Annotated in this window: 16 protein-coding genes; 12 read left to right on the top strand and 4 right to left on the bottom strand. The window is 65.4% G+C overall.

Going from position 1 to position 13600, the window contains the following annotated elements; translation table 11 throughout:
• Positions 1-2: 2 nt before the first annotated feature.
• Both ACK59X_RS10585 and map read left to right on the top strand, forming a co-directional pair.
• On the top strand, positions 3-287 hold the full coding sequence (locus ACK59X_RS10585) for a ParD-like family protein (RefSeq protein WP_409957174.1): 285 nt from the start codon (positions 3-5) through the stop codon (positions 285-287).
• Entirely contained in the window at positions 287-1090 is an 804-nt protein-coding gene (map, locus tag ACK59X_RS10580; protein WP_409957172.1) for a type I methionyl aminopeptidase, read from the top strand. The genes ACK59X_RS10585 and map overlap by 1 nt, the downstream gene beginning before the upstream one ends.
• Here the strand turns inward: map and ACK59X_RS10575 are convergent.
• Positions 1072-2028: a LysR family transcriptional regulator gene (locus ACK59X_RS10575; protein WP_409957170.1), complete on the bottom strand. Its 957-nt coding sequence runs from the start codon at positions 2026-2028 to the stop codon at positions 1072-1074. The genes map and ACK59X_RS10575 overlap by 19 nt on opposite strands.
• Positions 2029-2128: 100 nt before the next feature.
• Between ACK59X_RS10575 and ACK59X_RS10570 the strand changes: the two genes are divergently transcribed.
• Together ACK59X_RS10570 and ACK59X_RS10565 are read left to right on the top strand one after the other, a co-directional pair.
• On the top strand, positions 2129-2584 hold the full coding sequence (locus ACK59X_RS10570; RefSeq protein WP_409957169.1) for an ester cyclase: 456 nt from the start codon (positions 2129-2131) through the stop codon (positions 2582-2584).
• On the top strand, positions 2581-3507 hold the full coding sequence (locus ACK59X_RS10565; protein ID WP_409957167.1) for an NADP-dependent oxidoreductase: 927 nt from the start codon (positions 2581-2583) through the stop codon (positions 3505-3507). The genes ACK59X_RS10570 and ACK59X_RS10565 overlap by 4 nt, the downstream gene beginning before the upstream one ends.
• 30 nt (positions 3508-3537) lie before the next feature.
• On the opposite strand, the gene ACK59X_RS10560 is transcribed toward ACK59X_RS10565, so the two are convergent.
• A complete protein-coding gene (locus tag ACK59X_RS10560; protein WP_409957237.1) occupies positions 3538-3963 on the bottom strand; it encodes an EAL domain-containing protein in 426 nt (141 codons plus the stop codon).
• A 66-nt stretch (positions 3964-4029) separates the two neighbouring features.
• The gene (merR, locus tag ACK59X_RS10555; protein WP_409957166.1) at positions 4030-4434 is read right to left on the bottom strand and encodes an Hg(II)-responsive transcriptional regulator; all 405 of its coding nucleotides are present in this window, start codon (positions 4432-4434) and stop codon (positions 4030-4032) included.
• A 71-nt stretch (positions 4435-4505) separates the two neighbouring features.
• On the opposite strand from merR, the gene merT reads away from it, so the two are divergent.
• The 8 genes from merT (at position 4506) to ACK59X_RS10515 (ending at position 12163) form a co-directional block, all read left to right on the top strand.
• A complete protein-coding gene (gene merT / locus ACK59X_RS10550) occupies positions 4506-4856 on the top strand; it encodes a mercuric ion transporter MerT (protein WP_409957164.1) in 351 nt (116 codons plus the stop codon).
• A 12-nt stretch (positions 4857-4868) separates the two neighbouring features.
• Positions 4869-5144: a mercury resistance system periplasmic binding protein MerP gene (gene merP / locus ACK59X_RS10545; RefSeq protein ID WP_003131987.1), complete on the top strand. Its 276-nt coding sequence runs from the start codon at positions 4869-4871 to the stop codon at positions 5142-5144.
• A gap of 71 nt (positions 5145-5215) precedes the next feature.
• Complete coding sequence (merA, locus tag ACK59X_RS10540; protein WP_409957162.1) at positions 5216-6901, top strand: mercury(II) reductase; 1686 nt, start codon at positions 5216-5218, stop codon at positions 6899-6901.
• Positions 6902-6918: 17 nt separating this feature from the next.
• Positions 6919-7284 carry a mercury resistance co-regulator MerD gene (gene merD / locus ACK59X_RS10535; protein ID WP_000995360.1) on the top strand — a complete coding sequence of 122 codons (366 nt, stop codon included), beginning with the start codon at positions 6919-6921 and terminating at the stop codon, positions 7282-7284.
• The gene (merE, locus tag ACK59X_RS10530; RefSeq protein WP_003132004.1) at positions 7281-7517 is read left to right on the top strand and encodes a broad-spectrum mercury transporter MerE; all 237 of its coding nucleotides are present in this window, start codon (positions 7281-7283) and stop codon (positions 7515-7517) included. Before merD ends, merE begins: the two co-directional genes overlap by 4 nt.
• Positions 7514-8503, top strand: coding sequence for a DUF3330 domain-containing protein (locus tag ACK59X_RS10525; RefSeq protein WP_003132006.1), 990 nt, complete (start codon positions 7514-7516; stop codon positions 8501-8503). The genes merE and ACK59X_RS10525 overlap by 4 nt, the downstream gene beginning before the upstream one ends.
• Positions 8504-8633: 130 nt before the next feature.
• Positions 8634-9194 carry a recombinase family protein gene (locus tag ACK59X_RS10520; RefSeq protein WP_003124096.1) on the top strand — a complete coding sequence of 187 codons (561 nt, stop codon included), beginning with the start codon at positions 8634-8636 and terminating at the stop codon, positions 9192-9194.
• A 2-nt stretch (positions 9195-9196) separates the two neighbouring features.
• Positions 9197-12163, top strand: coding sequence for a Tn3 family transposase (locus ACK59X_RS10515; RefSeq protein ID WP_409957158.1), 2967 nt, complete (start codon positions 9197-9199; stop codon positions 12161-12163).
• On the opposite strand, the gene ACK59X_RS10510 is transcribed toward ACK59X_RS10515, so the two are convergent.
• Positions 12160-13600, bottom strand: a 1441-nt coding sequence (locus tag ACK59X_RS10510; RefSeq protein WP_409957156.1) for a putative bifunctional diguanylate cyclase/phosphodiesterase, incomplete at its 5' end; no start/stop codon positions are given. The genes ACK59X_RS10515 and ACK59X_RS10510 overlap by 4 nt on opposite strands.

Genomic DNA, 13600 nt, shown 5'->3' with positions numbered 1-13600 from the left:
CCATGGGCATCGTCAAAATTTCCGACCAAATGCACGAGAACCTGCGCATTGCCAGCAATGCGCTGTCTCGTTCCATCAACTCCCAGGCCGAGCACTGGATGCGCGTGGGCATGCTCGCCGAGCTGCACCCCGAGCTCAGCCACAGCCAGATCTGCCAGCTGCTGATCCGCGCCGAGCAGGCGGGCGGGTTCGATCTGGCTGCGCTCGCACAGGCGCTGCCATCCGCCGGTGGCGGCAGTGGCGCTGGCGACAGCAAGCCCAGCCTTCAGGTCAGGCGGGTGCAGTGATGGGAGCCCGGCACCCCCAGGTCATCATCAAGACGCCGGCCGAAATCGCCCAGTCCCGCATTGCCGCCCAACTGGCGGCACGGGTGCTGCAGATGATCGGCCCGTACGTGCAGCCCGGCGTCTCCACCGAGGCGCTGGACGACCGATGCCGCGAGTTCATCGTCAACGAACTGCAGGCGACCCCGGCCAACATCGGCTACCAGGGCTTCACCAAGACCGTCTGCACCTCCGTCAACCATGTCGTCTGCCACGGCGTGCCCGCGGCCGACAAGGTGCTCAATAAGGGCGACATCATCAACATCGATGTGGCCGTCATCAAGGATGGCTGGTTCGGTGACACCAGCCGCATGTACTACGTGGGCGAGCCCAGCCGCCTGGCCCGCCGGCTGGTGGAGACCACCTACGAGGCCATGTGCGCCGGCATCCGCCAGGTGCGCCCGGGAGCCACGCTGGGCGATGTGGGCCACGCCATCCAGGCGGTGGCCGAGCGCGAGCGCTTCAGCATCGTGCGCGACTACTGCGGCCACGGCATCGGGCAGATCTACCACGAGGACCTGCAGGTGCTGCACTACGGCCAGCCCGGCCAGGGCATCGTGCTGGAAGAGGGCATGGTCTTCACCATCGAGCCCATGGTCAACGTCGGCCGGCGCGAGACGCGCGAGCTGCCCGATGGCTGGACCGTGGTGACGCGCGACCATTCGCTCTCGGCCCAGTGGGAGCACATGGTGGCCGTGACGGCCGATGGCTTCGAGGTGCTGACGGCCTGGCCCGAGGGTACGGGGAGCTATCCGGCGATTGGCTGACCCGGCGCATCCGGTACATCGCCGGGTTGCAAGCCGTTCGCCAGGCCCGTGATCATGCCGCGCAGCCACTGCTGCGCCGCATGCAATTCGTTGCGCCTGTGCCAGATCAGATGGAAGCCGATGGCGGGCAACGCCAGAGGCGGGGCAAACACCGCCAGTTGGCGGTGCTCGGCCGCATGCAGTGCCACGCGCCGCAGCAACGTGGCCGCCATGTCGGTGCGGGCCACCAGCGCAGGGGCTGCGAACAGCTGGGGCAGGGTCACCGCAAGGTGGCGGCGCTTGCCCAACTGCGCCAGTGCCTGGTCCACCAGGCCATGGCGGTCGCCTTCGGGCGAGACCAGCACATGCGAAAGCGCAAGGTAGGCATTCAGATCCAGGCCCTGGCGGACCTGGGGATGGTCCCGCCGCACGATGGTGACGAACTCGTCCTGCAGGACCGGGCGGGTGAAGATGCGGCCATCGGCCTGGGTCGGCGGCACACCCACGGCCGCGTCGATGGTGCCCGCGTCGAGCAGGTCCACCGCGCTGTCGCGGGCGCTGAAGGCGTGCACGTTCAATGACACACCCTGCGCCTGCGCCCTGAGCGACTCGGCCAGCGCCGGCAGCAGCACCATGGCCGGGTAGTCGTACAGGCCCAGGTTGAAGGTGAACGACGCGCGCGCCGCATCGAACTGCGGCCGGGGCACGACAGCGGCCTCGATCTGACGCAGCGCCTGCGCAATCGGCTCGGCCAGATCCCGTGCACGCTGCGTGGGCAGCAAACCCTCGGCACTGCGCAAGAACAACGGGTCGGCAAACAGCGTGCGCAGGCGTGACAGCGCTGCACTCATGGCCGGCTGGCTCACCCCCACGCGCACAGCGGCGCGGGTGACATTGCGCTCGTCCATCAATGCATCAAAGGCGGCCAGGAGGTTCAGGTCGATGCCATGAAAATTCATAAATCAAATATCAATTCATATTTATCATTTGTTGGACAGATTTTAGGTAAATTTTCAGAATCAGGTCATCGCTTTCCCAACACCTCTAGAGGACTTACCGATGACCGCTTCGACCCCATCCCTGCAACTGCGCCGCGAGCGCCAGGCCGTAGAAGCGCTGTACCGCGCTTTCAGCGACAAGAACCCCGACTTGATCGACCAGGCCGTCACCCCCGACTGGGACGACATTCCCCTCGCGCCCGGCCAGGGCCCAGGACCCAACGGGCTCAAGCCCATCATCCGCAGCTTCATCGAAGCCATGCCGGACGTGCACATCACCCTCCACGACGTGATCCAGGCACCGGGCCGGCTGGCCGTGCGTGCCGAGATCTCCGGTACCCACCAGGGGCCGCTGTTCGGCATTGCCGCCACGGGCCGGCACCTGAGCATTCCCATCCATGAGTTCCACGAACTGCGTGGCGACCGCATCCAGCGCACCTGGCACCTGGAAGACTGGTTCGGTGCCTTCCGGCAGATGGGCAGCTTTCCACCGGCCGCAGACAAGGAGGCTGCATGAAAGCGCTGCGTATCCACGGATTCGGCACGCCGGATCGGGCCGTATTGGACGATGTGGCCCCGTTGCCGGCCCCCGCGGCAGCGCAGGTGGCAGTGCACATTGAGGCCGCCGGCATCAATCCGCTGGACCTCAAGATGCTCGCCGGCCACATGCAGACGGTGTTTCCGGTGAAACTGCCGTATACCCTGGCCACCGACTTCGCGGGCGTGGTGCAGGCCGCGGGGCCGCAGGCAACGCGCTTTCGCCCGGGTGACCGGGTCGTGGGGCGCTTGGAGCCCACGGCGGGCGGTGCACTGGCGCAGGCCGCGCTGGTGTCGGAGCTGGCGCTGAGCCCATTGCCCGACGGCATTGCCTTCGAGCAGGCAGCTGCGCTGCCCACGGCTGCGGGCACCGCCTGGCTGGCCTTGTTTGGCGTGGGCCGGCTCCAGGCCGGGCTGCGCGTGCTGATCCACGCCGCCGCAGGCGGGGTCGGGGGCTTTGCCGTGCAATTGGCGCGCCAGGCCGGGGCGCACGTGGTGGCCACCGCATCGGCGGGCAACCATGGCCTGGTCAAGGCGCTCGGTGCGCACGAGGTGGTCGACTACCGCACGGGCGAGCTCGAGGCGAGGGCCCGGGATCTGGACCTCGTGATCGACACCGTGGGCGGTGGCGCGACCGAGCGGTCCTGGCCGCTGATCCGACCCGCTGGCCTGCTGGTGTCGGTGGTGGACCATGCCATACAAGGGCAGGATGGGGTGCGCGCGGCCTTCGCCTTCTTCCAGCACGATGCGCCGGTGCTGGACGCCATCCTCGCGCGCCTCGCATCCGGGCAACTGCAGGTGGTGCTGGACAGCATCCACCCGCTCGAAGAGGCCCGCGCAGCCCTGGTGCATCTGGCCGGCGGGCACGCGCGGGGCAAGGTGATCGTGCGCATGCCGGGCTGATGCGGGGGTGCGGGGGCCGCGAATCCGCGGCTACCGCGCCGCCTGCATCGCCTCGAACTGCTCCACCGGCATGGGCCGCGCAAACGCAAAGCCCTGCAGCACGTCGCAGCCGGCGTCCACCAGGTAGTCGGCCTGCTCGCGCGTTTCCACGCCTTCGGCCGTGACGGCCAGGCCCAGGCCGTGGGAGAGGGCGATGATGGCGTTGACGATCATGCGGCTGTGCTCCTGCCCGGGCAGGTCGCGGATGAAGCTGCGGTCGATCTTCAGGCGCTTCATGGGCAGGCGCCGCAGGTAGGCCAGCGACGAGTAGCCGGTGCCGAAGTCGTCGATGGCCAGGTGCACGCCCAACTGGCTCAGGCGGTGCAGGGTGCTGGCGCAGGCATCCATGTTCTCCATGAGCACGGTCTCGGTCAGCTCGATTTCCAGCAGGTGGGCCGGCAGGCCTTCCTCGCGCAGGATGGGGTCGTCGCAGAAAACGGAAAATAAAGCACGCTAAGGCATATCCTAACCTGCCAAGCGTGCTCAACCCTGTAGTGACGCGATCAGCGGGCAGGAAACGTTCCCCCTTCGCGCATGGCAGGCGCACACCAACTCAGACAGCACGGCCTCCATGCGCGCCAGGTCAGCCATTTTCTCGCGCACGTCCTTGAGCTTGTGCTCGGCCAGACTGCTGGCTTCCTCGCAATGGGTGCCATCCTCCAGCCGCAGCAGCTCGGCGATCTCATCCAGGCTGAAGCCCAGCCGCTGGGCTGATTTCACGAAGCGCACCCGCGTTACATCCGCCTCGCCATAGCGGCGGATGCTGCCATAGGGCTTGTCAGGCTCCAGCAACAAGCCCTTGCGCTGATAGAAACGGATGGTCTCCACATTGACCCCGGCCGCCTTGGCGAAAACGCCAATGGTCAGGTTCTCCAAATTGTTTTCCATATCGCTTGACTCCGTACATGAGTACGGAAGTAAGGTTACGCTATCCAATTTCAATTCGAAAGGACAAGCGCATGTCTGAACCAAAAACCGGGCGCGGCGCGCTCTTCACTGGAGGGCTTGCCGCCATCATCGCCTCGGCTTGCTGCCTCGGGCCGTTGGTTCTGATCGCCTTGGGGTTCAGCGGCGCTTGGATCGGCAACTTGGCGGTGTTGGAACCCTATCGCCCCATCTTTATTGGCGTGGCGCTGGTGGCGTTGTTCTTCGCCTGGCGGCGCATCTACCGGCAGGCAGCGGCCTGCAAACCGGGTGAGGTCTGCGCGATTCCCCAAGTGCGAGCTACTTACAAGCTCATTTTCTGGATCGTGGCCGCGCTGGTTCTGGTCGCGCTCGGATTTCCCTACGTCATGCCATTTTTCTACTGATCGGAGTTCACCATGAAGAAACTGTTTGCCTCCCTCGCCCTCGCCGCCGTTGTTGCCCCCGTCTGGGCCGCCACCCAGACCGTCACGCTGTCCGTACCGGGCATGACCTGCTCCGCCTGCCCGATCACTGTCAAGAAGGCGATTTCCAAGGTCGAAGGCGTCAGCAAAGTTGACGTGACTTTCGAGACACGCCAAGCGGTCGTCACCTTCGACGATGCCAAGACCAGCGTGCAGAAGCTGACCAAGGCAACCGCAGACGCGGGCTATCCGTCCAGCGTCAAGCAGTGAGTCACTGAAAACGGCACCGCAGCACAACGGACGTCATTGTCTGGCGCCACAAACGATAAAGGATCTGTTGCATGACCCATCTAAAAATCACCGGCATGACTTGCGACTCGTGCGCGGCGCACGTCAAGGAAGCGCTGGAAAAAGTGCCAGGCGTGCAGTCGGCGCTGGTGTCCTATCCGAAGGGCACAGCGCAACTCGCCATCGTGCCGGGCACATCGCCGGACGCGCTGACTGCCGCCGTGGCCGGACTGGGCTACAAGGCAACGCTAGCCGATGCGCCACTGGCGGACAACCGCGTCGGACTGCTCGACAAGGTGCGGGGATGGATGGCCGCCGCCGAAAAGCACAGTGGCAACGAGCCCCCGGTGCAGGTAGCGGTCATTGGCAGCGGTGGAGCCGCGATGGCGGCGGCGCTGAAGGCCGTCGAGCAAGGCGCGCAGGTCACGCTGATCGAGCGCGGCACCATCGGCGGCACCTGCGTCAATGTCGGCTGTGTGCCGTCCAAGATCATGATCCGCGCCGCCCACATCGCCCATCTGCGCCGGGAAAGCCCGTTCGATGGCGGTATTGCGGCAACTGTGCCTACGATTGACCGCAGTAAGATGCTGGCCCAGCAGCAGGACCGCGTCGACGAACTGCGGCACGCCAAGTACGAAGGCATCCTGGACAGCAATTCAGCCATCACCGTTCTGCATGGTGAAGCTCGTTTCAAGGACGACCAGAGCGTTGTCGTCCGTTTGAACGAGGGTGGTGAGCGCGTCGTGATGTTCGACCGCTGCCTGGTCGCCACGGGTGCCAGCCCGGCGGTCCCGCCGATTCCGGGCTTGAAAGAGTCACCCTACTGGACTTCCACCGAGGCCCTGGCGAGCGACACCATTCCCGAACGCCTTGCCGTAATCGGCTCGTCGGTGGTGGCGCTGGAGCTGGCGCAAGCCTTTGCCCGGCTGGGCAGCAAGGTCACGGTCCTGGCGCGCAATACCTTGTTCTTCCGTGAAGACCCGGCCATCGGCGAGGCGGTGACAGCCGCTTTCCGTGCCGAGGGCATCGAGGTGCTGGAGCACACGCAAGCCAGCCAGGTCGCCCATATGGACGGTGAATTCGTGCTGACCACCACGCACGGTGAATTGCGCGCCGACAAACTGCTGGTTGCCACCGGTCGGACACCGAACACGCGCAGCCTCGCGCTGGACGCAGCGGGGGTCACTGTCAATGCGCAAGGTGCCATCGTCATCGACCAAGGCATGCGCACGAGCAACCCGAACATCTACGCGGCCGGCGACTGCACCGACCAGCCGCAGTTCGTCTATGTGGCGGCAGCGGCCGGCACCCGTGCCGCGATCAACATGACCGGCGGCGATGCGGCGCTCGACCTGACCGCAATGCCGGCCGTGGTGTTCACCGATCCGCAAGTGGCGACCGTGGGCTACAGCGAGGCGGAAGCCCACCACGACGGGATCGAGACCGACAGCCGCACCTTGACCTTGGACAACGTGCCGCGTGCGCTCGCCAACTTCGACACACGCGGCTTCATCAAGTTGGTTATCGAGGAAGGCAGCCATCGGCTGATCGGCGTACAGGCGGTCGCGCCGGAAGCGGGTGAACTGATCCAGACGGCGGCTCTGGCCATTCGCAACCGCATGACGGTGCAGGAACTGGCCGACCAGTTGTTCCCCTACCTGACGATGGTCGAGGGGTTGAAGCTCGCGGCGCAGACCTTCAACAAGGATGTGAAGCAGCTTTCCTGCTGCGCCGGGTGAGAAAAAGGAGGTGTTCAATGAACGCCTACACGGTGTCCCGGCTGGCTCTTGATGCCGGGGTGAGCGTGCATATCGTGCGCGACTACCTGCTGCGCGGATTGCTGCGCCCGGTGGCGTGCACACCAGGCGGCTACGGCTTGTTCGATGACGCCGCCTTGCAACGGCTGTGCTTCGTGCGGGCGGCCTTCGAGGCGGGCATCGGCCTCGACGCGCTGGCGCGGCTGTGCCGGGCGCTGGATGCGGCGGACGGCGACGAAGCGGCCGCGCAGCTTGCCCTGCTGCGTCAGTTCGTCGAGCGTCGGCGCGAAGCGTTGGCCGATCTGGAAGTGCAGTTGGCCACCCTGCCGACCGAGCCGGCACAGCACGCGGAGAGTCTGCCATGAACAACCCCGAGCGCTTGCCGTCCGAGACGCACAAACCGATCACCGGCTACCTGTGGGGCGGACTGGCTGTGCTGACTTGCCCCTGCCACCTGCCCATCCTCGCTGTCGTGCTGGCCGGCACAACCGCCGGTGCTTTCCTCGGCGAGCATTGGGTCATCGCGGCGCTCGGTTTGACCGGCCTGTTCCTTCTGTCCCTGTCGCGGGCGTTGCGGGCATTCAGGGAAAGAGAATGAGCGCTTTCCGGCCGGATGGATGGACGACGCCGGAACTGGCCCAAGCGGTCGAGCGCGGGCAGCTTGAACTGCACTACCAGCCCGTCGTCGATCTGCGCAGTGGTGGGATTGTCGGCGCGGAAGCCCTGTTGCGCTGGCGTCATCCGACGCTTGGACTATTGCCACCGGGCCAGTTCCTGCCCGTGGTCGAATCGTCCGGCCTGATGCCTGAAATCGGCGCTTGGGTGCTGGGCGAAGCCTGCCGCCAGATGCGTGACTGGCGAATGCTGGCATGGCGACCGTTCCGGCTGGCCGTCAATGTTTCGGCGAGCCAAGTGGGACCGGACTTCGACGGGTGGGTAAAGGGCGTGCTGGCTGATGCCGAGTTGCCCGCCGAGTATCTCGAAATCGAGCTGACCGAATCGGTCGCGTTTGGTGATCCGGCGATCTTCCCCGCCCTGGACGCCTTGCGGCAGATCGGTGTGCGCTTCGCCGCCGATGACTTCGGGACGGGGTATTCCTGTCTGCAACATCTGAAGTGCTGCCCAATCAGCACGCTCAAGATCGACCAATCGTTTGTCGCCGGGCTCGCCAACGACCGCCGCGACCAAACCATCGTGCACACCGTGATTCAGCTTGCGCACGGGCTGGGCATGGATGTGGTGGCTGAAGGCGTGGAAACATCGGCGAGTCTTGATCTATTGCGACAAGCGGACTGCGACACAGGACAAGGCTTCCTGTTCGCGAAGCCAATGCCGGCGGCGGCATTCGCCGTCTTCGTCAGTCAATGGAGGGGTGCCACCATGAATGCAAGTGACTCGACCACCACCAGTTGCTGCGTGTGCTGCAAGGAAATCCCGCTCGATGCCGCCTTCACCCCGGAAGGCGCGGAATACGTCGAGCACTTCTGCGGGTTGGAGTGTTATCAACGCTTCGAAGCGCGTGCCAAGACAGGGAACGAAACCGATGCCGATCCGAACGCCTGCGACTCGCTACCGTCAGATTGAGGCATACCCTAACTTGGCGTCAGACCATCCGGCGCTAAATCGTCAGAATAGAGTTGCCTTCCGAATTGATTGACATACGCCGTCAAGGGTCATAGATTTCTTCCTGACACATTTCCCTCAGGAGGATACCTTGCACGGTCAGCGCATCGGTTACGTCCGCGTCAGCAGCTTCGACCAGAACCCAGAACGGCAGCTCGAACAGATCCAGGTGGATAAAGTGTTCACCGACAAGGCGTCGGGCAAGGACACACGGCGGCCCGAACTGGAACGGCTGCTCGCCTTCGTGCGCGAAGGCGACACGGTCGTGGTGCACAGCATGGATCGTCTGGCGCGCAACCTCGACGACCTGCGCCGCCTGGTGCAGGGCCTCACCCAGCGCGGCGTACGCATCGAGTTCCTTAAGGAGCATTTGACCTTCACCGGCGAGGACTCGCCGATGGCGAACCTGATGCTGTCGGTAATGGGCGCGTTCGCCGAGTTCGAACGCGCCTTGATCCGCGAGCGGCAGCGCGAGGGCATCGCGCTCGCCAAGCAGCGCGGGGCCTACCGTGGCAGGAAGAAATCCCTGTCGTCTGAGCGTATTGCCGAACTGCGCCAACGTGTCGAGGCTGGCGAGCAAAAGACCAAGCTGGCTCGTGAATTCGGAATCAGTCGCGAAACCCTGTATCAATACTTGAGAACGGATCAGTAAATATGCCACGTCGTTCAATCCTGTCCGCCGCCGAGCGCGAAAGCCTGCTGGCGTTGCCGGACACCAAGGATGAGTTGATCCGTCACTACACGTTCAGCGAAACCGACCTCTCCATCATCCGGCAGCGGCGCGGCCCGGCCAACCGGCTGGGCTTCGCCGTGCAGCTCTGTTACCTGCGCTTTCCTGGTGTCATCCTGGGCGTCGATGAGCCGCCGTTTCCGCCCTTGTTGAAACTGGTCGCCGACCAGCTCAAGGTCAGCGTCGAAAGCTGGGACGAATACGGGCAGCGGGAGCAGACCCGGCGCGAGCACCTGGTCGAACTGCAAACGGTGTTCGGCTTCCAGCCCTTTACCATGGGCCACTACCGGCAGGCCGTCCAGTTGCTGACCGAGATGGCCTTGCAGACCGACAAGGGCATCGTGCTGGCCAGCACCTTGATCGAGCACCTGCGGCAGCAGTCGGTCATTCTGCCTGCCCTCAACGCCGTCGAGCGGGCGAGCGCCGAAGCAATCACCCGCGCCAACCGGCGCATCTACGATGCCTTGGCCGAACCGCTGTCGGACGCGCATCGCCGCCGCCTCGACGATCTGCTCAAGCGTCGGGACAACGGCAAAACGACCTGGCTGGCCTGGCTGCGCCAATCGCCCGTCAAACCGAATTCGCGGCACATGCTGGAACACATCGAACGCCTCAAAGCGTGGCAGGCGCTCGACCTGCCTTCTGGCATCGAGCGGTCGGTGCACCAGAACCGCCTGCTCAAGATCGCCCGTGAGGGTGGCCAGATGACGCCCGCCGACCTGGCCAAGTTCGAGGCGCAGCGACGCTATGCCACCCTGGTGGCGCTTGCCATCGAGGGCATGGCCACCGTCACCGACGAAATCATCGACCTGCACGACCGCATCCTGGGCAAGCTGTTCAACGCCGCCAAGAACAAGCATCAGCAGCAATTCCAGGCGTCCGGCAAGGCGATCAACGCCAAGGTGCGGCTGTTCGGCCGCATCGGCCAGGCGCTGATCGAGGCCAAGCAGGCGGGCCGCGATCCGTTCGCCGCCATCGAGGCCGTCATGTCCTGGGATGCCTTCGCCGAGAGCGTCACCGAAGCGCAGAAGCTTGCGCAGCCCGAGGACTTCGATTTCCTGCACCGCATCGGCGAAAGCTACGCCACGCTGCGCCGCTACGCGCCGGAATTCCTTGCCGTGCTCAAGCTGCGGGCCGCTCCCGCCGCGAAGGACGTGCTCGACGCCATCGAGGTGCTGCGCGGCATGAACAGCGACAACGCCCGCAAGGTGCCCGCCGACGCGCCGACCGAGTTCATCAAGCCGCGCTGGCAGAAGCTGGTCATGACCGACACCGGCATCGACCGGCGCTACTACGAACTGTGCGCGCTGTCGGAGGTGAAGAACGCGTTGCGTTCCGGCGACATCTGGGTGCAGGGGTCGCGCCAGTTCAAGGACTTCGAGGACTACCTGGTGCCGCCCGCGAAATTCGCCAGCCTCAAGCAGGCCAGCGAATTGCCGCTGGCCGTGGCCACCGACTGCAACCGGTACCTGAACGACCGGCTGACGCTGCTGGAAACACAGCTTGCCACCGTCAACCGTATGGCGACGGCCAACGAGCTGCCGGACGCCATCATCACCGAGTCAGGCTTGAAGATCACGCCGCTCGACGCGGCGGTACCCGACACCGCCCAAGCGCTGATCGACCAGACGGCAATGATCCTGCCGCACGTCAAGATCACCGAACTGCTGCTGGAGGTGGACGAATGGACGGGCTTCACTCGGCATTTCGCGCATCTGAAATCGGGCGACCCGGCCAAAGACAAGAACCTGTTGCTGACCACGATCCTCGCCGACGCGATCAACCTGGGCCTGACCAAGATGGCGGAGTCTTGCCCCGGCACGACCTACGCCAAGCTGGCTTGGCTGCAAGCCTGGCACATCCGCGACGAAACCTACGGGGCGGCGCTGGCCGATCTGGTCAACGCACAGTTCCGCCATCCCTTCGCCGAGCACTGGGGCGACGGCACCACCTCATCGTCGGACGGCCAGAACTTCCGCACCGGCAGCAAGGCCGAGAGCACCGGCCACATCAACCCGAAATACGGGAGCAGCCCAGGGCGGACGTTCTACACCCACATTTCTGACCAGTACGCGCCATTTCACACCAAGGTCGTGAACGTCGGCGTGCGCGATTCGACCTACGTGCTCGACGGCCTGCTGTACCACGAGTCCGACTTGCGGATCGAGGAGCATTACACCGACACGGCGGGCTTCACCGATCACGTCTTCGCCCTGATGCACCTCCTGGGCTTCCGCTTCGCGCCGCGCATCCGCGACCTGGGCGACACCAAGCTCTACATCCCGAAGGGCGACGCCGCCTATGACGCGCTGAAACCCATGATCGGCGGCACGCTCAACATCAAGCACGTCCGCGCCCATTGGGACGAAATCCTGCGGCTGGCCACCTCGATCAAGCAGGGCACGGTGACGGCCTCCCTGATGCTCCGAAAGCTCGGCAGCTACCCACGCCAGAACGGCCTGGCCGTGGCGCTCCGCGAGCTGGGCCGCATCGAGCGCACGCTGTTCATCCTGGACTGGCTGCAAAGCGTGGAACTGCGCCGCCGCGTGCATGCCGGCCTGAACAAGGGCGAGGCGCGCAATGCGCTGGCCAGGGCAGTGTTTTTCAACCGCCTGGGTGAAATCCGCGACCGCAGTTTCGAGCAGCAGCGCTACCGGGCTAGCGGCCTCAATCTGGTAACGGCTGCCGTCGTGTTGTGGAACACGGTCTATCTGGAACGGGCTGCGCACGCGCTGCGTGGCAACGGCCATGCCGTTGATGACGCGCTGTTGCAGTACCTGTCGCCGCTCGGTTGGGAGCACATCAACCTCACCGGCGATTACCTCTGGCGCAGCAGCGCCAAGATCGGCGCGGGCAAGTTCAGGCCGCTACGACCGCTGCAACCGGCTTAGCGTGCTTTATTTTCCGTTTTCTGAGGCGACCCCAGGATGTCCATCACGCGCTCCAGAAACTGCGGGTCGATGAGCTGCCGCGCCGAGACGTTGACCGCGACGCGCAGCGGGCCGGGGGCCTGGGCCTGCCAACGCGCGGCGTCCCGGCAGGCGGTGCGCACCACCCAGTAGCCCAGGTGCACGATCAGGCCGCATTCCTCCGCCACCATCACCGCCTCCAGCGGCGGAACCGGGCCCAGCCGCGGGTGCGACCAGCGCAGCAGGGCCTCGGCCCCGATCATCGCGCGGTCCTTGGCCGAGAACACCGGCTGGTAGTGCAGGGCCAGGCCGTCCCCGTCTTCCAGCACCTGGCGCAGGGCCTGCTCGATGGCCTGGCGCCGCACCGATGCCAGGTTCATCGACGGGTCGAAGCGCTCGCAGCGGTTCTTGCCCAGGTCCTTGGCGCGGTACATGGCTGTATCGGCGCTGCTGATCAGGCTGTCGCGGTCCGGCGCGTCCCCGGGGTAGGTGGCGATGCCGGCGCTGCAGGTCACCATCACCTCCTGCTCCGACTCGACGAATCCTTTCTCGAACACGGCGACGATGCGCTCGCCGTAGCTGCCGAGCGCCGCCTCGTCCATGTCCAGCCGCAGGATGACGGAGAACTCGTCGCCCCCCATGCGGCAGATGTCATCGCCTTCGCGCACCACCGATTGCAGGCGCTGCGCCACCTGGCGCAGCAGGCCGTCGCCGGCGGCATGGCCGAAGGTGTCGTTCAGGGTCTTGAAATTGTCCAGGTCGATGTAGACCAGCGCCAGCTTGCTGCCCAGCGTGGCGGCCCGGTCGATTTCATGCGCCAGCCGTTCTTTGAAAAAGTTCCGGTTGCCCACGCCCGTCACCGCATCCTGGTGCGCCAGCACCTGCAGGCGGCGTTCCGCCTCGCCGACCTCCGCGCGGCTGCGCAGTACCAGCGCGGTGGCCAGTGCCATCGTCCCCCCGGCGATGAGCAGCGCGCCGCCGAAGCGGATGACCAGGTGGGTGTAGACCTCGGCCATCGACTTGCGCAGGTAGATGCTGCCCGAGCTCTTGCCCCGGAACTTCACGGGCTTGGCCATCTCCAGAAGGTACAGGCCCTGGTACTCGAAATCCCCGTTGCCGCCGCCCGGGAGCGTGCTCGGCGCCACCTGGTCGCCATCGCGCTGGTACGAGGCGAAAAGCACGCCCTGGGCATCGTAGATGGCCGCCATCAGCACCATGGGCGCGGCCTTGAGGGCGCCCAGGATCTCCTCGGTCGTGTGCGCATCGCGGAACATCACGGCCGTGGAGACATTGTCGGCAACAATGGCGGCCTCCACCCGGCTGTCGGCCAGCATGGCCTGGCGGCTGCTCCAGTAGTCAAACGCCGTCAGGGCCAGAAGCATGGTCAGCAGCGCCAGGCCGGTGGCGAGCAGCCCGGTC

The sequence above is a fragment of the Acidovorax sp. genome, assembly GCF_046339755.1.
Classification (GTDB): Bacteria; Pseudomonadota; Gammaproteobacteria; order Burkholderiales; family Burkholderiaceae_C; genus Acidovorax.
This window is presented reverse-complemented; position numbering and strand designations above follow the sequence as displayed.